Here is a 15,889-nt window from a genome sequence, read left to right on the forward strand (position 1 = left end):
CATGCGAATCGGATTGGTTGGCTACGGCCACGGTGGCCGCTTTTTTCACGCACCGCTGATAGCAACCCTGCCAGGCGCAACCTTTGTTGGTGTGGTCACGCGTTCACCCGAGCGGCGCCAGCAACTGGCGGTCGACCACCCCGGGCTCAAGGTCTTTGACTCCATCGGCCAGATCGTCGAGGCGGGTGTCGATGCCCTGGTGATTTCCACCACCCTCAAAGGTCGCCCGGCCCTGGTGCTGGAAGCCATCGAACACGGCGTGGCAGTGGTCAGCGACAAACCATTCGCGAGCAACGCGGAACAGGCCCAGGCCTTGATTACCGCAGCCGAACGCCAGGGCGTGTTGCTCAGCGTTTATCAGAACCGGCGCTGGGATTCGGATTTCCTGACCTTGCGCAAGCTGATCGACGCCGGCGCCCTGGGCGACATCACCCGTTTTGAATCCCGCGTGGAGCGCTACAGCCCGCAAGCCGTGGGCAACCCCAGTGGCGGCGGTTGGCTGCGCGACCTGGGCAGCCATCTGGTGGACCAGGCGATGCAACTGTTTGGCCCGGTGGACCGGGTATTTGCTCAACTCCAGTTCAGCCCGCAGCACCCGACCCTCGACCACGGCTTCTTTGTGTCCCTGACCCACGCCAACGGTGTGATCTCGCACCTGTGGGGCAGTGCGCTGCAAAACAGCCAGGCGCCGCGTTTCAGAGTCAGTGGCACGCTGGGGTGTTACACCGTCGATGGCCTGGATGGTCAGGAGGAATTGTTGTTGGCCGGCAAATCGCCGAAAACCGAAGGTGAACACTGGGGCGCCGAGGAACACCGGCGCTGGGGCTGGTTTGAGCAAGGCGAGGAGCGCGAGCGGGTGCCGTCGGAAAAAGGCTGCTGGACGCAGTTTTATCACCAGTTGCACAGGGCTGTGCAAGGGCAGGGGCCGCTGCCGGTCGACGCCTATGACGCGCTGGAAACCACCCGTATATTGGACGCTGCACGCCTCAGTCACGAGCTCCAGCAGGTGGTTGAAACCTCGGTGCTGTAGGGCTTTTTTAGAAAAATAGAACAAAATTCCAAATAGTGTTGATATGGAATTAATTTTCCAATAAAGTCATTTCCAGGTTGCATAAAGTACGTTCGGACTCGATCCGTACGGCTCAACAAAAACAAGATCAAAAACAACCAGGTACCGTCAGATGAAAATCTTTAACGCTGTACTGCGAGTTTTACGCCCTGCCAATACGCCACGCGGTCTGCCCCGCGCCCGGCCGTTTTATTTCTCCTTCCTTAATGTGCTGTGCGTCGAAAACAAAGGCGCGCTGGTCTGCTGTATTCCAGGCGCACCGGTTGTTCGACTGCCGTCTTCCCAAGCCCCGTTCTGATAAACGCCACGTCCAAAAAACCAACAAGAAATTGGAGACAGACCGTTCATGAAGACCCCGATCCGTTTTACCGCACTGGCGCTGTCACTGTTGCTGGCCAGTGGCGTTGCCACTGCCGCCGACCTCAAGGTAGGCGTGAGCATGTCCGCGTTCGATGACACCTTCCTGACCTACCTGCGCGAAGACATGGACAAACAAGCCAAGTCCTATCCCAAGGGCGACGGTGTGCAGCTGCAGTTCGAAGACGCCCGCGCCGACGTGGTGAAGCAACTGAGCCAGGTCGAAAACTTTATCAGCCAGAAGGTCGACGCGATCATCGTTAACCCGGTGGACACGGCCTCGACGGCGCGCATCATCAAGTCCGCCACCGACGCGGGTATCCCGCTGGTGTTCGTCAATCGCCGTCCGGACCAGAAAGACTTGCCCAAAGATGTAGTCGCGGTGGTTTCCGACGATCTGGAGGCGGGCCGCCTGCAGATGCAATACCTGGCCGATAAAATGGGCGGCAAGGGCAAGGTGGTGATCCTGCTGGGTGACCTTGCAAACAACGCCACTACCAATCGCACCAAAGGCGTGAAGGAAGTCCTGGCCAAGTACCCGAACATCAAGATCGAGCAGGAACAGAGCGGCATCTGGTTGCGTGACAAGGGCATGACCCTGGTCAATGACTGGCTGACCCAAGGCCGTGAGTTCGACGCGGTGGTCGCCAACAACGACGAAATGGCCATTGGTGCGGCCATGGCGCTGAAGGCGGCCGGCACCAAGGCGGGCAGTGTACTGATCGGCGGTGTCGACGGTACGCCAGACGGCTTGAACGCAATCGCCAAGGGCGAGTTGGCAGTCTCGGTGTTCCAGGATGCCAATGGCCAGGCGGTGGGTTCGGTGGAAGCTGCGCGCAAGATGGCCAGGCACGAGTCGGTCGAGCAGAACGTGATCATTCCGTTCAAGCTGATCACCCCGGACAACGTCAAAGACTTCAAATAGCTCTGACATAACAACAATAAGCCGGCAGGGCGGCCACGGTCGCCCTGCAGATGGAGTACCTCCTTATGCTCGCTCAAGCGACTGTCTCGCAGCCTCCCGGTATCCAGCCTGCGCTGCTCGAAGAACCCTACCTGCTGGAAATCGTCAATATCAGCAAAGGCTTTCCCGGCGTCGTGGCCCTGGCCGATGTGCAACTGCGGGTGCGCCCGGGCTCGGTGCTGGCGCTGATGGGCGAGAACGGTGCCGGCAAGTCGACGCTGATGAAAATCATCGCCGGTATTTATCAGCCCGACGCGGGGGAAATCCGTCTGCGCGGCAAGCCCGTCGTGTTTGAAACACCGCTGGCGGCGCAGAAGGCGGGGATTGCGATGATCCATCAGGAACTCAACCTGATGCCGCACATGAGCATCGCCGAGAACATCTGGATTGGCCGTGAACAGCTCAACAGCCTGCACATGGTCAACCACCGCGAAATGCACCGCTGCACCGCCGAACTGCTCGCCCGCTTGCGCATCAACCTGGACCCCGAGGAGCAGGTGGGCAACCTGAGCATCGCCGAACGGCAGATGGTCGAGATTGCCAAGGCGGTGTCCTACGACTCCGACATTCTGATCATGGATGAGCCGACGTCGGCCATTACCGATAAAGAAGTGGCCCACCTGTTTTCGATCATTGCCGACCTGAAATCCCAGGGCAAAGGCATCGTCTACATCACCCATAAAATGAACGAGGTGTTTGCCATCGCCGACGAAGTCGCGGTGTTCCGCGACGGCCACTACATTGGCCTGCAACGCGCCGACAGCATGAACAGCGACAGCCTGATCTCGATGATGGTCGGCCGCGAGCTGAGCCAGCTGTTCCCGGTGCGCGAAAACCCGGTGGGTGAACTGCTGATGACGGTGCGCGACCTGCGCCTGGACGGTGTGTTCAAAGGCGTGTCGTTCGACCTGCACGCCGGTGAAATCCTCGGCATTGCCGGGTTGATGGGCTCGGGCCGTACCAACGTGGCGGAAACCATTTTTGGCATCACCCCAAGCAGCGGCGGGCAAATAACCCTCGACGGCAAGCCGGTGCGTATCACCGACCCGCACATGGCCATCGAGAAAGGCTTCGCGCTGTTGACCGAGGACCGCAAGCTCAGCGGTTTGTTTCCGTGCCTGTCGGTGCTGGAAAACATGGAGATGGCCGTGCTGCCGCACTATTCGGGCAACGGTTTTATCCAGCAGAAAGCCCTGCGCGCGCTGTGCGAAGACATGTGCAAGAAGCTGCGGGTGAAAACGCCATCCCTTGAACAGTGCATCGACACGCTGTCCGGCGGCAACCAGCAAAAGGCCTTGCTGGCGCGCTGGTTGATGACCAACCCACGCCTGCTGATTCTCGATGAGCCTACACGCGGCATCGACGTCGGCGCCAAGGCCGAGATTTACCGTTTGATCTCCTTCCTCGCCAGCGAAGGCATGGCGGTGATCATGATTTCCTCGGAGCTGCCTGAAGTGCTGGGCATGAGTGACCGGGTGATGGTGATGCACGAAGGCGACCTGATGGGCACTCTGGATCGCAGCGAGGCGACCCAGGAAAAAGTCATGCAGCTGGCTTCCGGGATGACCGCAGTCCACTGAATACAGAATAAGAAGGTGATCGGCTATGAACGCAATTACAGACAACAAGCCTGCCACGGCACCGGTCAAGCACCGTCGCCGCTTGCCGACCGAGCTGAGCATCTTTCTGGTGCTGATCGGCATCGGCCTGGTGTTTGAACTGTTTGGCTGGATCGTGCGCGACCAGAGCTTCCTGCTGAACTCTCAGCGTTTGGTGCTGATGATTCTGCAAGTGTCGATCATCGGCCTGCTGGCGATCGGTGTGACCCAGGTGATCATCACTACCGGTATCGACTTGTCGTCCGGCTCAGTGCTGGCGCTGTCGGCGATGATCGCCGCGAGCCTGGCGCAAACCTCGGACTTTTCCCGGGCAGTGTTTCCCAGCCTGACTGACTTGCCGGTGTGGATCCCGGTGGCGATGGGGCTTGGCGTGGGACTGCTGGCGGGAGCGATCAACGGCAGCATTATTGCGGTGACGGGTATTCCGCCGTTTATCGCGACCCTGGGCATGATGGTCTCGGCCCGTGGCTTGGCGCGGTATTACACCGAAGGCCAGCCGGTGAGCATGCTGTCGGATTCGTACACGGCGATCGGCCATGGGGCGATGCCGGTGATTATTTTTCTGGTGGTGGCGGTGATCTTTCATATCGCCCTGCGGTACACCAAGTATGGCAAGTACACCTACGCCATTGGCGGCAACATGCAGGCGGCGCGCACGTCGGGGATTAACGTCAAGCGCCATTTGATTATTGTCTACAGCATCGCCGGGTTGCTGGCGGGGTTGGCGGGTGTGGTGGCTTCGGCACGGGCTGCTACCGGGCAGGCCGGGATGGGCATGTCGTATGAGTTGGATGCGATTGCGGCGGCGGTGATTGGCGGGACCAGCCTGGCGGGCGGGGTAGGGCGGATTACCGGGACTGTGATTGGGGCGCTGATCCTTGGGGTGATGGCCAGCGGGTTTACCTTTGTTGGGGTGGATGCGTATATCCAGGACATTATCAAGGGGTTGATTATTGTGGTGGCGGTGGTGATTGACCAGTATCGGAATAAGCGCAAGCTGAAGCGCTAGGTGTGGTTTGGGTTGAGGCTTTAACCCGTTATTTTGAGGATGGCTGGTATAGGGTCCGCTCTTACAGCGGGTCACTTTTTGAAGAGCGCAAGCACGGCGGCCTGCGTGGTGTGGATCAAAAGCGCTGCTCAGTGTGGGAGCTGGCTTGCCTGCGATGGCATCAACTCGGTGTGCCTGATGGACTGAGGTGTCTGCATCGCAGGCAAGCCAGCTCCCACTGAGAAGCTCACCAGTGCATGAAGATGGTGAAGTCTTACTCGGTCAAAACTGTGGGAGCGGGCTTGCTCGCGAATGCGGTGGGTCAGTGATGAATTTGGCGGCTGATACACCGCATTCGCGAGCAAGCCCCCAACCCACATTTAATCTTTATCCGACAGTTCTAACCGTTTGTCTTCTATATACCTCCATACCACTGAATTTCTTGCTATAAACGCACTCCGATAACCATTCACCGAGCCCGTCCTGGTGCTTTTGGGGGTTATCTCGGAAAAATTGCCTGTCTTTTCAGTTGCTGCGCCCTCAAGTCGGCCTTAGACTGCCGCCCCTCGTAAATTGAGTGCCGGGTGGCGCTTGGAATGGATGGCGCCTTTCCGAGACCTGCAGAGGTCGACCGGAACGCTCCCTTATTCGCCTTAATGCACGTATTTTTTATAGAGAAATCAATGACAAAGGAAAAGTTGCTGGCCATGCCGGCGGATGACTACATGAATGCCGAACAGCACGCTTTTTTCGAGAAGTTGCTGCAAGACATGAAAGTGGAACACCACGCGCGCATCGAGCAGAACCGCATCGCCATCGAAAGCCTGGACACCCCGGCTGACCCGGCTGACGCCGCTTCCGTTGAAGAAGAGCGCACCTGGCTGGTGAATGCCATCGACCGCGACCAGCGCATGCTGCCGCAGCTTGAGCGTGCCCTGGAGCGCATCAAGGAAGACTCCTTTGGCTGGTGTGATGACAGCGGCGAGCCTATTGGCCTCAAGCGCCTGCTGATCAGCCCGACCACCAAGTACTGCATCGAAGCGCAAGAGCGCCACGAGCAGATCGACAAGCACCAGCGTCAAGCCTGATGCGGTGAACGGGGGGGCCGTGCTATCGGTCTCCCCCCAAAGCACTCCCCGTTACCCCCACGTCTATTGATCTGCTGCAACCCCCCACCAAAGGCCCATAGATAATGGCCCAATAGTGGCGTCTAATGCAGAAACAATAACGACAAGCAGCGGGGTGACAACGATGGCTGGAGACGGATCTCTGATGGGCGCAGCAGTGCCACCGCAAACGGTGGCGCGCGCGCTGCCCGGCTGGTTGACGCCGCTTTTGCAGAGCATCGCCCTGGTGCTGGTACTGCTGGGCCTCGCGTTTGCCGGCTTGCCGATCTACCTGTGCCTGCCCTTGGCCTTGCTGGTGATCTGGCTGCCATCCCTTAAAGCGCGCACGCCGCGCAGCGTGCCCTGCGAAGCCGCTGATACGATGGGTGAGCTGACCCGCGATCTTTCCTACACCACCAGCCATAACGCATTGTCTGCGGCCGGCGTGGCCTATTCGGTCAAGCAACTGGCGGCACGCTTGCAGTCGCAATTAAGCGCGGCCAAGCAGATTGTCAGCAGCGCCGAGGTGATGATCGGCACCGAACAGGTCACGTCCCAACTCAGCCGCCAAGCCTTGGGAGCCGCGAGCCAGGCCCATCAACGCAGCACCGAAGGGCGTGAAGTGCTGGCCCAGTCGATCACCCGCATGCACCAGCTCAGCCAGCGCGCGAATGCCAGCCGTGAGTTGATCGAGGCGTTGAGCCAGCGCAGTGAAGAGATTCAGCGTGTCACCCTGGTGATCCAGTCCATCGCAAGCCAGACCAACCTGCTGGCGTTGAATGCGGCCATTGAAGCGGCGCGCGCCGGTGAGCACGGGCGCGGGTTCGCCGTGGTTGCTGACGAAGTGCGCGGCTTGGCGGGGCGCACGGCCACGGCTACCGACGAAGTGGGCGTGATGGTGGCGGATATCCAGCAACGCACTGCGCAGGTCGTGGAGCAGATTCGCCAGCTGTCGTCAGACCTGCACATCGGCGTCGAGCAGGTCGAACATGCCGGTGAACACCTGCAAAGCATCGCCAGCCTGGCGGCGGACGTAGAAGGGCAGGTCAATGCGATTGCCCAGGGCTCCGACACCAACCGCGCGCAACTCGACAGCCTGTTCCATGCCGTAGAGCAGATGCGCAGCGATTTGTCGGTGAGCGACCAGCAAACCCGCCAGCTTGCGGAGGCGGCCATACAAATGGAAGGGCAGGCGGAGACCATCAGCGAACGCTTGGCGCAAGTGGGGCTGGATGACTATCACCAGCGCATCTACGACCTGGCCCGCGAAGGCGCCAGCCGCATTGCCGAGCAGTTCGAGGCCGACGTAGTGAGTCGCCGTATCAGCCTGGAACATCTGTTTGACCGCAGCTACACGCCGATCCCGAATACCCGCCCGAGCAAATACCACACGCGTTTCGATGGCTACACCGACCAGGTGTTGCCGGCGATTCAGGAGGCGCTGCTGCCGCGCCATGAAGGGCTGGTGTTCGCGATTGCCTGCACGCCTCAGGGTTACGTGCCGACGCACAACAAGGCGTTTTCCCATGCCCTCACCGGTGATGCCGAGGTTGACGCGGTGCAGAACCGCACCAAGCGCAAGTTCGACGACCGCACCGGCGTTCGTTGCGGCAGCCATCAACAAGCGGTTTTGTTGCAGACCTACACCCGCGATACGGGTGAATTGATGCATGACCTGTCCGTGCCCATCATGGTCAACGGACGGCATTGGGGCGGGTTGCGTTTGGGCTATAAACCGGAAAGCGCGAAGGCCAAACAGTAGGGATTATTGCTGTTTATGCAATGCAGCTATACCGCAGATAGCTTTTTCCAACTGGCAGAAAACCGTAGCATGACCAACATTGTTAGCAAGCTAACTAATGCAGCGGAGAAGCACCATGCAAAACAAAGTCGATGTCGCCGTGATGATTGGCAGTGGCGTTCCCGAAGCCTTGCGTGCGGTGGGTCAAAAGGCGTGCTGGGTAGTGTTGCTCAATGGTGAGCAGCGCGGCACGGCGTTCGCCAGTCGCGCTGAGGCGCAAGAATGCAGGGCTGCCTGGCAATCGCTGATGCTGCTGGAGCAGTCAGACAGCCTGCATTGAGGGGTGTCAGTGCGGTTGATGCAAACGTTGATTCAGCTCGTCCACCGGGATCGCCCATTCGGCATCGTCACGCAGTTCTTCCTTCAGAAACTGCGCCTGTTGTGGCGTCCAGAACGGCGCGTCGATCAATTTCACGTCTTCAGGCAACGGGTGCGCGACGATAAAGGCGTCGATAGCTTCGGGGGCTGAATCCAGGCCGAGTTGTTCAAACAGGGTTTCAAGCGTAGGAATTGGCGCGTCCATAAATCATTCTCCATGCAAAGTGAAGGTCGTTGTGCATGTGAGGGTTGGGGCGCGACAGAGTTCTATCGGATTGTCAGGAATTGAGTGCACCTGAATCCACGGCGGTTTTCAGGGCCTTGGCGGCGTCTCTACCGGCGGCGGCGGCAGCTTCAACAGTTTTGAACCAACGATCTTTTTCGACCTGGTGCGTGGTGATGGTTTTCAGCGGTGGTTTGGCACGCATGATGATGACCGCTTGAAACTCACCGTCTATTTCCCTGGCATCGCCATGGATGAAAAATTCGCCAATATCAAATTCCGTCACGTATCGCCTTCCCTTCAAGTTAACTGCATCAAGCTACCTGCGCTGATGAAACCTGACCCGCAAGGGGCAAATTTCAATGGACGGGCCAGTATGGCAGTTGTTGGGCAAAGGCGGCGCGGTAAAGTCATCCAGGTGACGAAACGATGCTGCCGTGAAGAGCGTACAAGCTTGCCTCCAGCTCTTTGGCCAGCGCGCAGGCCTGAGTGTGGTTGCTGCGAAAGCCTTTGATCCTGCCGCTGGTCACTTCCAGGATATGAAAGAAATTGCGTCCGGCAGGTACAACTTGGTAAAGAACAGAATTGGAGTACCCGCTCTCGCTATCCAGGCAGTAGTATTGACGCTCGTCTTGGTGGGATGAACGAGTACGGGAAGACGTAGCGGCGTATTGGCGTGGTTGCATGGTCAGCTCCTGTCGATCGATCGTATTGAGTCCCGCGCTGTGTTTCGGGTGGTTTTAACCCGTGTTGCTGTTTTAGTATTGTCGTCGGCAGTCGATGCTTGGTTCCACGCCAGGTATTTTGTTATGTGTGAGCTGTCGGAAACTACGTTTTTAGTTGGGCTATTCTCTGAAGCTGGTCGGCACGTATTCTCGTGCCGTTGAACCTGTGATTTCCTGTGACGCCTGATGACCTCTCGCAAGGTCCATCGTGCACGCCTGTACTAGTCTCACGGCGCAGCAGGGGCTTTTCTTCAGTTTTAAAGCAGGTGTGTGATCGTGCCTACGGGCCGTTTTTTGTGCTGCCCGCGCTTGGCGGACAGTGCCTTTTTTGATGTGGGGGCGTTTCCTTGGCAGTCAGTAATCTGGATATGCACGCGTTATTCGTGCTGGGTGATTTGCGCGCAAAGTTGGTCAAGCAGTTTCAATCCCGTTTTGTTTACATCACTGAACAGACGCCCGAGGGCATCTATATCGCCGAGATCGATACCGAATCGGCACTGGTGGTGGACGACAAACAGCGCCTGGAACTCAAGGTAGGCGACCACTTCCGTGCAGCGGTGTTGCCAAGCCGTGAAGGCGGCAAGTTCGAGTTGAAGTTTCGCGATATCAAGTTGACGGTGTATGGCTTGGGCGATTACGCCTTTGTTTCCTCGGCTGAAGGCCAGGGCATCGTGTTCAAGGAAGGCCACAGCGTGATGCTGGTGTTTGCTGCCAACGAGCAGTTGCAGGAAGGTTTGACCAAAACCCTCAAGGCCGTCACCGGCAAGGCTGCCAAATGGCGCAAGGGTGAATTGGTGACGTTCAAGGCCAGCGAGTAATTCATAAACTACCGGTGCATGCGTCCTCTCCCGGAACCTCTACTACAGTTGAGTTGACTTAACTATTCAGAGGCTTCGCGCATAAGCAGCAAAGCCCTCCGTTATGGCTGCGAACACGCGAGGTGCAAGAGCATGAAAGGATTGAAATCCCTGTTGGCGGCGTCCCTGACGACCTTGAGTCTGTCGGTGGCTTCGTTGCCGGTATCTGCGGCCCAGGCACCGGTGCATTTCGCCGACTTGAATTGGGAAAGCGGCAGCCTGATCACTGAGGTGCTGCGGTTTATTGTCGAGAAAGGCTATGACCTGCCTACTGACACGTTGCCCGGCACCACAATTACCCTGGAAACCGCACTGGCGAAAAATGATATCCAGGTGATCGGCGAAGAGTGGGCGGGCCGCAGCCCGGTGTGGATCAAGGCCGAGGCCGAAGGCAAAGTGGTGGGCCTGGGCGACACGGTCAAAGGCGCTACTGAAGGCTGGTGGGTGCCGGAATACGTGGTCAAGGGCGACCCGTCCAAAGGCCTCAAGCCTCTGGCGCTAGACCTCAAGACGGTGCAGGACCTGGCGCGCTACAAAGACGTGTTCAAGGACCCGGAGTCCCCCGGTAAGGGGCGCTTTCTGAACAGCCCGATCGGCTGGACTTCGGAAGTGGTCAACGCGCAGAAGCTCAAGGCTTATGGCCTCAACGACAGCTACGTGAATTTCCGCAGTGGCTCGGGTGCAGCGCTGGATGCCGAGATCGCCTCGTCGATCCGTCGTGGCAAGCCGGTGCTGTTCTACTACTGGTCGCCGACGCCATTGATGGGGCGTTACAAATTGATTCAGCTGGAAGAACCGCCGTTTGACGCCGATGCGTGGAAGACGCTGACTGATGCAGACAACCCCAACCCAAGGCCGACGCGCTCGCTGGCGTCCAAGTTGAGCATTGGTGTGTCGACGCCGTTCCAGAAGGAGCATCCGCAGATTGCCGAGTTCTTCACCAAAGTGCAGTTTCCCATCGAACCGCTGAATAAAGCGTTGGCCGCGATGAGCGAGAACCACACCGCGCCCCGTGAAGTGGCGCAGGTGTTTCTCAAGGAACACCCGCAGGTGTGGAAAGCGTGGTTGACGGATGATGTGGCGCAGAAGGTGGAGGCGAGTCTCAAGTAAAGCCTGTCGCTCTATGGGATACAGAACTCAATGTGGGAGCTGGCTTGCCTGCGATGGCGGTACGCCAGCCAGCAAATGACTGGCCTGACACACCGCTATCGCGGGCAAGCCCGGCTCCCACATTGACTGTGTTTTACATTTCAGAATTTAGTCTGAACGGCCACCTCAAACGTCCTCGGCGATCCCAGGTAATACGCCGGCGACACATGCGCAAACTCCGCATACACCTCATTCGTCAAGTTACGCACTCGCCCGGTCACTGAGGTGTGCGAATCCACCTTGTAGCGCAGGAACGTTCCGAACAACGTGTAGGCTGGCACCGTCTGGGTGTTGGCATTATCCGCATACACTTGCGCCACATACCGCGCGTCCACACCGCCTTGCCAGTCTTCGGAAAAATCATAGGTCAGCCACAGGTTGCCCACGCGCTTGGGCACGTTGGTCGGCGTGTTGCCTTTGCGCGAGACCACCGCACCACTGGCAATTTTTTCGTTGAAGTCGTCGTACTCGGCGTCTACCCACGCAAAATTGCCTTCGGCCAACAGCCTTGGGGTGATGCGCAACGAGCTGGCCAATTCAATTCCTTTTGACGTCTGCGCGCCCACCGGAATGCTGTTGTCAGGGGCCAGCGGGTCGGTGACGGCGAAATCCTTGCGCTCAATTTTATAGGCGGCGACGGTGGCCGAGCCGCGACCGTCCAGGTAGTCGAACTTGCTGCCCACTTCCCACTGCTTGCCCGTGGACACGTCAAACACTTGAGTGGTGGTGGAGGGCTGCTCGGCGGCGGTGCTGTATTGCACATACACATTGGCCGATGGAATGAACTGGTAAGTCAGACCCACACGCCCGGTGACCGGCTCCCAACTGCGTTTGAAGTGGCGTGGGTTAGTGGCCGTCACCTGGCGGTGGTTGGTGACATCCAGGTCGATGGCGTCGTAGCGCAAACCGGTCAGCAGCGAGAGCTTGTCGGTCAGCCCCAAGCGGTTTTCCACGAACAGCGCTTTAGTGGTGACCGCGTTGGTCTTGTCCTTGACGAAGCCCGGCTTCGTGCCGGGAATGTCGTAGAAGTGCCCAGGGTCGTAGTTGTTTGGGTCCACCGTGCTCTTGCCCGGCACATTCAATGGGTTGTTGGTGGTGCTGTTGACCTTGTATTCAAAGCCCCCTGACCAGGTTGTCGAGAGACCGAACACACTGTCGTCATGGCGCAATTCGAACTGATTGCCGCTCTGTTCGCCCTGATGACGTACCTGATAAGCAGTGGAGCGGTTCAACGCGCTGTTGTCAGCGTTGTACTGGTAGGTTTCCAGGTTGCGGTAATCGCGCTGGCTATCCAGGTGGTAAAGGGTATTTTTCAACGTGGTGCTGTCGTTGATCCGGAAATCGATGATCGAGCGCGCCCAGAGGGTGCGCTGTTCGTAACGGCCATCGGCGACGTTGTAGTTGTTGAAACGGTTGTGCGTGTCGATTTTCAACTCGCCGGCCTTGGGGTTGAGCACTGGCGTGCCCCAGTACGGGCTGTCCTCATGTTCATCCTGATATTCCAGCGCCAGGGTGTGGGACAGGTCTGGCGTCAGGTCGCTGAGCAAGGAAAACGCCACGCTCCAGGCATCGCGCTGATCGCGGTCGATGTAGCTGTGATTGGTGTTGCGGCTCACATCCAAACGCGCGTAGTGCTGCACATCGGCACCCGGTTCGGTCAGCGCGTGGTTCAGGCCGAAGGCCATTCCCGCCGTGTCGTAACTGCCATAGGTCAGTTGGCCTTCGGCGGCTTGTTCTTCGCGGGTCGCCAGTTTGGTCACGTAGTTCAGCGAGCCGCCCACGGAGCCTGCGCCGTTGATCAGGGAGGAGGGGCCGCCGACCAGCTCGACCCGGTCATAGATCCACGCATCCACCGGGCGCGCCAGGCCCGTGGCGACGTTGATGCCGTTGAACATCTGAGTAATTTGACTGCTGGTAAAGCCGCGATAAGACACAAATCCGCCAAACCCCGGCGGTGCACTCGCGTTAACGCCCGGCAGGGTGTTGGCCGCATCACGGAAGGTCTTGGCGCCATGGCGCTCGATATCGTTACGGTTGGCGATGGCCACTGACGCCGGCGTTTCCCGCACGCTCAGCCCGAGCCGCGACGCCACGCCGCTGGACTGGTCCAGGGTCAGTCCGGGTTCGGCAGTTCGCTCGCCATCAATGGTGGTGGGGGCCAGCTCAATCGCAGAGGCACCAACAGGCACGCAGCCGAACAGGCCCGCCAATAGGGGTAAATATTTCATGGTTGAATCCTGAAAAACTCAGCTTGAAAACAACGCACGGCCGCGCGCATTCCCCCGTGGGAACGGTGGCCAGTGCAGCTCAGACAGCGAAGGGATCAGGCGAAAGCAGGAGGCGCGCGCGGGTTGGCCGTGGGCCAGGTGAAACGGGCAGGAATGTCAGCAGCAAGCACCACGGCCGGAGGTGGCGCGTGGGGTTGTGGCAGCACGGCCACATTCAGGCTGGAGCTGAGCGCCGGGCCCATGCCGCCGGTGGAACACAGCGGGCAACCGAAGGCCTTGGACAGCGTCGGCAGGTTTTCATCGGAGGTGTCTTTCGACGCGGGCGCCTGGGTGCGCGGGTCGACGGTACAGAATTGACCGCCGATGCCATTGAGCTGCATCCCCTGCATCTGCCCATGCCCAATACTGCACGCGAACACATTGAACAGGACGCAGCAATAAAGCATCCAGGCAATGAGCGAGCGATCGGCACGGGTGATTTTCATGGGGAGGCACTTTACCATCAGCCGCCGACGAAATGCCTACAAAAAATCTCAGGGCGACTATCCTCATTCGCACATTTCAGGGAGAGCCTGCCATGAGCTTTTTCGTCGCACGCTGGATGGTCGCCATCTTTACCTGCATCAGTATGGTGCACCTGTACTGGGCCGCCGGCGGCAAGCTCGGCAGCCTCGCCGCCATCCCGCAATTGCCCGGCGAATTCGCCAAGGGGCCAAAGCCCGCGTTCAAACCTTCGGCATTGGGCACCTTTTTAGTGGCGATGGGGCTGGTGGCGATAGCGTTACTCGTGTGCTTGCGTGCCGGCTTGTATTTCTCGCCGGTGTCCCACGGCGCGTTGCAATGGGGCATCAGTGCAATTGCCATGTTGATGTTTGCCAGGGCCATCGGCGACTCGGAATTGGTTGGTTTTTTCAAGAAGGTTTGCGGGTCGCGTTTTGCGCGTCTGGATACCTGGGTCTACTCGCCGTTATGTCTGGTGTTGGGTGCGGGGTTATTGGTCGTGGCGTGGACCTGAAAGCGAAACACACAACCAACAAATCCAACTTTGATTATTCAACTGGTCGCGCCAGTGTTATTTGGCATTTTCAGCTGTCGGGGGAATAACCACGGCGTAATCTGTGGGGTGTTGTGTTTGCTGGGATAGTGGTCGCGATTGCGCTGAGTATGCTGTACCCGGATGATATTCCGGCGCTGGGTTCGCTGACCGACGGGGTTGTGGGAGGAGGTCCATTTTTTGCTTGCTTTCTCGTGATTTGATAATCCACGGTATTTATTAAGGATTCTTATCTTAATGCGTTTGAATTATATGCGTTCGACGAGATAGCTACTTGCGATAACTTCAAAAATTACTTTCCCGCTGTCACTTGCTTTAAAGAAGTAACTTTTCTTTGTTTGCGGGGAGCGTTGTTCCGTTGGCGGAAGGTTGAAAGCTTTGTCTTCTCCTATTTCACATATTTCGCCCAGCGCACTCATGCCTTTAAATTCGCTTGGGTCGTAAAACGTGACTAATGACATGACATTTTGCTCATCGGTGAAAACTACCAACAGCTCATTTTGCTTACAGGTTACCTGGTGGATGGTACCTTTTGAAATATTGATTTGGTCTGTGTTTTGGTTTGTTTGATTCAGTGGTTGGTCGGGTTTCCAGGTTTTTAAATCGGAGACATATCTTTCTATGTCATCCATGTCATCATCGCCGAGCGACTCGTCAAAGTGCTGAGAAATTATTTTGCGGACTTTTGCCAAACGTTGCGTAACAGCACAGTTATCAATGAAGTCAGTAGTTACTCTCCGGTATTCCTCCAGAGCACCGGGTTTTTCCGCATAATAACTGCCCATCTTGTGTAGGGATATCAATATGAATTCGATTTCCTTAAGGACGTCAAGAGCTTCTTCTCCGGGAATTAATATTTTTTCATTTTGCTTCAGCATTATTTTCTTCTCGTAAATTTAGGGTCATTTAATTTCAGGTTCCCTCGTACGGTTAGCTCCATGGTGTTATATCTAGGGTTTTTTACCAGTTCGAGCCGTGACTCAGGTACATCCATTTCAATGTAATCTCGGCCCTTGCTTTTGTCGATTTGATATTTGTCTCGTGCTTCTGCTGGGCTCAGTACTTTGCTTTTTGCAGGCTCAAGATAAACTCTGTTGTTGTCTTGAGCCAATATTACTCCTTCTTTTTCAATGCCTTTTGAGCCTGCCCTGCTTGTGTAATGCCTAACCCTAACGATGTTTTCTTGCTTTGACGCGGGAGCGGGCAGCGATGGCTCCCCATCGTTCGTTTGTGCGAGCTTAGTTGGGCTCTTAGCATTTCGTTCTGGTTTACATCCATCGCCGCCTGGGCAGGTGTTCAAACCCAGTGGATCCACCCACCCGGTAGGATTGGGAACGTACTGGTACGCATTGACCCCACCCGCCAGCTTCACCGGGTCCGGCGTCAGGTAGCGACCAATATCCGGATTGTAGTACCGATGGCGGTTGTAGT

At 57.6% G+C, this 15,889-nt stretch carries 18 protein-coding genes and 1 pseudogene; 12 read left to right on the plus strand and 7 right to left on the minus strand.

All coding sequences use genetic code 11. The annotated features are described in order from the left end of the window. Window position 1 precedes the first annotated feature (1 nt). The 8 genes from ACP7A2_RS17595 to ACP7A2_RS17630 all read left to right on the plus strand — a co-directional run bounded on the left by ACP7A2_RS17595 (window position 2) and on the right by ACP7A2_RS17630 (window position 8,184). Window positions 2–1,030, plus strand: a complete 1,029-nt coding sequence (locus ACP7A2_RS17595; protein WP_426135248.1) for a Gfo/Idh/MocA family protein — start codon at window positions 2–4, stop codon at window positions 1,028–1,030. A 151-nt stretch (window positions 1,031–1,181) separates the two neighbouring features. Further along, a complete protein-coding gene (locus tag ACP7A2_RS17600) occupies window positions 1,182–1,367 on the plus strand; it encodes a hypothetical protein (protein WP_348059233.1) in 186 nt (61 codons plus the stop codon). Window positions 1,368–1,415: 48 nt separating this feature from the next. Beyond that, entirely contained in the window at window positions 1,416–2,351 is a 936-nt protein-coding gene (locus tag ACP7A2_RS17605; protein WP_426135249.1) for a sugar ABC transporter substrate-binding protein, read from the plus strand. Between the two features lie 65 nt (window positions 2,352–2,416). Beyond that, on the plus strand, window positions 2,417–3,970 hold the full coding sequence (locus tag ACP7A2_RS17610) for a sugar ABC transporter ATP-binding protein (RefSeq protein ID WP_426135250.1): 1,554 nt from the start codon (window positions 2,417–2,419) through the stop codon (window positions 3,968–3,970). 25 nt (window positions 3,971–3,995) lie between these two features. Continuing rightward, window positions 3,996–5,018: an ABC transporter permease gene (locus ACP7A2_RS17615; RefSeq protein WP_348062685.1), complete on the plus strand. Its 1,023-nt coding sequence runs from the start codon at window positions 3,996–3,998 to the stop codon at window positions 5,016–5,018. Window positions 5,019–5,680: 662 nt separating this feature from the next. Further along, window positions 5,681–6,085 carry a TraR/DksA family transcriptional regulator gene (locus tag ACP7A2_RS17620; protein WP_123718138.1) on the plus strand — a complete coding sequence of 135 codons (405 nt, stop codon included), beginning with the start codon at window positions 5,681–5,683 and terminating at the stop codon, window positions 6,083–6,085. Window positions 6,086–6,632: 547 nt separating this feature from the next. Then, window positions 6,633–7,865 carry a methyl-accepting chemotaxis protein gene (locus ACP7A2_RS17625; RefSeq protein ID WP_426135262.1) on the plus strand — a complete coding sequence of 411 codons (1,233 nt, stop codon included), beginning with the start codon at window positions 6,633–6,635 and terminating at the stop codon, window positions 7,863–7,865. A 115-nt stretch (window positions 7,866–7,980) separates the two neighbouring features. Next, window positions 7,981–8,184 carry a hypothetical protein gene (locus ACP7A2_RS17630; protein ID WP_426135251.1) on the plus strand — a complete coding sequence of 68 codons (204 nt, stop codon included), beginning with the start codon at window positions 7,981–7,983 and terminating at the stop codon, window positions 8,182–8,184. A 6-nt stretch (window positions 8,185–8,190) separates the two neighbouring features. Here the strand turns inward: ACP7A2_RS17630 and ACP7A2_RS17635 are convergent, their stop codons facing one another. The 3 genes from ACP7A2_RS17635 to ACP7A2_RS17645 form a co-directional block, all read right to left on the minus strand. Next, window positions 8,191–8,427 (minus strand): DUF2789 domain-containing protein, encoded by a 237-nt coding sequence (locus ACP7A2_RS17635; protein ID WP_426135252.1) that lies wholly within the window; start codon window positions 8,425–8,427, stop codon window positions 8,191–8,193. Window positions 8,428–8,500: 73 nt separating this feature from the next. Then, complete coding sequence (locus ACP7A2_RS17640; RefSeq protein ID WP_426135253.1) at window positions 8,501–8,731, minus strand: hypothetical protein; 231 nt, start codon at window positions 8,729–8,731, stop codon at window positions 8,501–8,503. Between the two features lie 124 nt (window positions 8,732–8,855). Then, entirely contained in the window at window positions 8,856–9,131 is a 276-nt protein-coding gene (locus ACP7A2_RS17645; protein ID WP_426135254.1) for a hypothetical protein, read from the minus strand. Window positions 9,132–9,538: 407 nt separating this feature from the next. Here ACP7A2_RS17645 and ACP7A2_RS17650 point away from each other — a divergent pair, with 407 nt between their 5' ends. Both ACP7A2_RS17650 and ACP7A2_RS17655 read left to right on the plus strand, forming a co-directional pair. Next, window positions 9,539–9,988: a hypothetical protein gene (locus ACP7A2_RS17650; protein WP_017846547.1), complete on the plus strand. Its 450-nt coding sequence runs from the start codon at window positions 9,539–9,541 to the stop codon at window positions 9,986–9,988. 132 nt (window positions 9,989–10,120) lie between these two features. Beyond that, window positions 10,121–11,137: an ABC transporter substrate-binding protein gene (locus ACP7A2_RS17655; protein ID WP_426135255.1), complete on the plus strand. Its 1,017-nt coding sequence runs from the start codon at window positions 10,121–10,123 to the stop codon at window positions 11,135–11,137. A 140-nt stretch (window positions 11,138–11,277) separates the two neighbouring features. On the opposite strand, the gene ACP7A2_RS17660 is transcribed toward ACP7A2_RS17655, so the two are convergent. Next, entirely contained in the window at window positions 11,278–13,404 is a 2,127-nt protein-coding gene (locus tag ACP7A2_RS17660; protein ID WP_426135256.1) for a TonB-dependent receptor, read from the minus strand. A 95-nt stretch (window positions 13,405–13,499) separates the two neighbouring features. After that, window positions 13,500–13,889: a DUF2946 domain-containing protein gene (locus ACP7A2_RS17665; RefSeq protein ID WP_426135257.1), complete on the minus strand. Its 390-nt coding sequence runs from the start codon at window positions 13,887–13,889 to the stop codon at window positions 13,500–13,502. Window positions 13,890–13,981: 92 nt separating this feature from the next. On the opposite strand from ACP7A2_RS17665, the gene ACP7A2_RS17670 reads away from it, so the two are divergent. Both ACP7A2_RS17670 and ACP7A2_RS17675 read left to right on the plus strand, forming a co-directional pair. After that, window positions 13,982–14,419, plus strand: a complete 438-nt coding sequence (locus tag ACP7A2_RS17670; protein ID WP_426135258.1) for a DUF3995 domain-containing protein — start codon at window positions 13,982–13,984, stop codon at window positions 14,417–14,419. A 33-nt stretch (window positions 14,420–14,452) separates the two neighbouring features. Further along, window positions 14,453–14,658, plus strand: a pseudogene (locus ACP7A2_RS17675) (sodium:solute symporter family protein); the annotation flags it as partial. A 48-nt stretch (window positions 14,659–14,706) separates the two neighbouring features. On the opposite strand, the gene ACP7A2_RS17680 reads toward ACP7A2_RS17675, so the two are convergent. After that, the gene (locus ACP7A2_RS17680; RefSeq protein WP_426135259.1) at window positions 14,707–15,336 is read right to left on the minus strand and encodes a hypothetical protein; all 630 of its coding nucleotides are present in this window, start codon (window positions 15,334–15,336) and stop codon (window positions 14,707–14,709) included. Then, the coding region (locus ACP7A2_RS17685; protein ID WP_426135260.1) for an RHS repeat-associated core domain-containing protein at window positions 15,336–15,889 on the minus strand (554 nt) is incomplete at its 5' end. The genes ACP7A2_RS17680 and ACP7A2_RS17685, both read right to left, overlap by 1 nt.

The organism is Pseudomonas sp. PWP3-1b2, from assembly GCF_049896045.1.
In the GTDB taxonomy this organism is placed as follows: Bacteria; Pseudomonadota; Gammaproteobacteria; order Pseudomonadales; family Pseudomonadaceae; genus Aquipseudomonas; species Aquipseudomonas antarctica_B.

What these genes read in the sequence shown, in the direction of transcription:
- ACP7A2_RS17595 (WP_426135248.1), top strand. Translation starts at nt 2, where the DNA reads ATGCGAATCGGATTGGTTGGCTACGGCCACGGTGGCCGCTTTTTTCAC.
- ACP7A2_RS17600 (WP_348059233.1), top strand. Translation starts at nt 1,182, where the DNA reads ATGAAAATCTTTAACGCTGTACTGCGAGTTTTACGCCCTGCCAATACG.
- ACP7A2_RS17605 (WP_426135249.1), top strand. Translation starts at nt 1,416, where the DNA reads ATGAAGACCCCGATCCGTTTTACCGCACTGGCGCTGTCACTGTTGCTG.
- ACP7A2_RS17610 (WP_426135250.1), top strand. Translation starts at nt 2,417, where the DNA reads ATGCTCGCTCAAGCGACTGTCTCGCAGCCTCCCGGTATCCAGCCTGCG.
- ACP7A2_RS17615 (WP_348062685.1), top strand. Translation starts at nt 3,996, where the DNA reads ATGAACGCAATTACAGACAACAAGCCTGCCACGGCACCGGTCAAGCAC.
- ACP7A2_RS17620 (WP_123718138.1), top strand. Translation starts at nt 5,681, where the DNA reads ATGACAAAGGAAAAGTTGCTGGCCATGCCGGCGGATGACTACATGAAT.
- ACP7A2_RS17625 (WP_426135262.1), top strand. Translation starts at nt 6,633, where the DNA reads ATGATCGGCACCGAACAGGTCACGTCCCAACTCAGCCGCCAAGCCTTG.
- ACP7A2_RS17630 (WP_426135251.1), top strand. Translation starts at nt 7,981, where the DNA reads ATGCAAAACAAAGTCGATGTCGCCGTGATGATTGGCAGTGGCGTTCCC.
- ACP7A2_RS17635 (WP_426135252.1), bottom strand. Translation starts at nt 8,427, where the DNA reads ATGGACGCGCCAATTCCTACGCTTGAAACCCTGTTTGAACAACTCGGC.
- ACP7A2_RS17645 (WP_426135254.1), bottom strand. Translation starts at nt 9,131, where the DNA reads ATGCAACCACGCCAATACGCCGCTACGTCTTCCCGTACTCGTTCATCC.
- ACP7A2_RS17650 (WP_017846547.1), top strand. Translation starts at nt 9,539, where the DNA reads ATGCACGCGTTATTCGTGCTGGGTGATTTGCGCGCAAAGTTGGTCAAG.
- ACP7A2_RS17655 (WP_426135255.1), top strand. Translation starts at nt 10,121, where the DNA reads ATGAAAGGATTGAAATCCCTGTTGGCGGCGTCCCTGACGACCTTGAGT.
- ACP7A2_RS17660 (WP_426135256.1), bottom strand. Translation starts at nt 13,404, where the DNA reads ATGAAATATTTACCCCTATTGGCGGGCCTGTTCGGCTGCGTGCCTGTT.
- ACP7A2_RS17665 (WP_426135257.1), bottom strand. Translation starts at nt 13,889, where the DNA reads ATGAAAATCACCCGTGCCGATCGCTCGCTCATTGCCTGGATGCTTTAT.
- ACP7A2_RS17670 (WP_426135258.1), top strand. Translation starts at nt 13,982, where the DNA reads ATGAGCTTTTTCGTCGCACGCTGGATGGTCGCCATCTTTACCTGCATC.
- ACP7A2_RS17680 (WP_426135259.1), bottom strand. Translation starts at nt 15,336, where the DNA reads ATGCTGAAGCAAAATGAAAAAATATTAATTCCCGGAGAAGAAGCTCTT.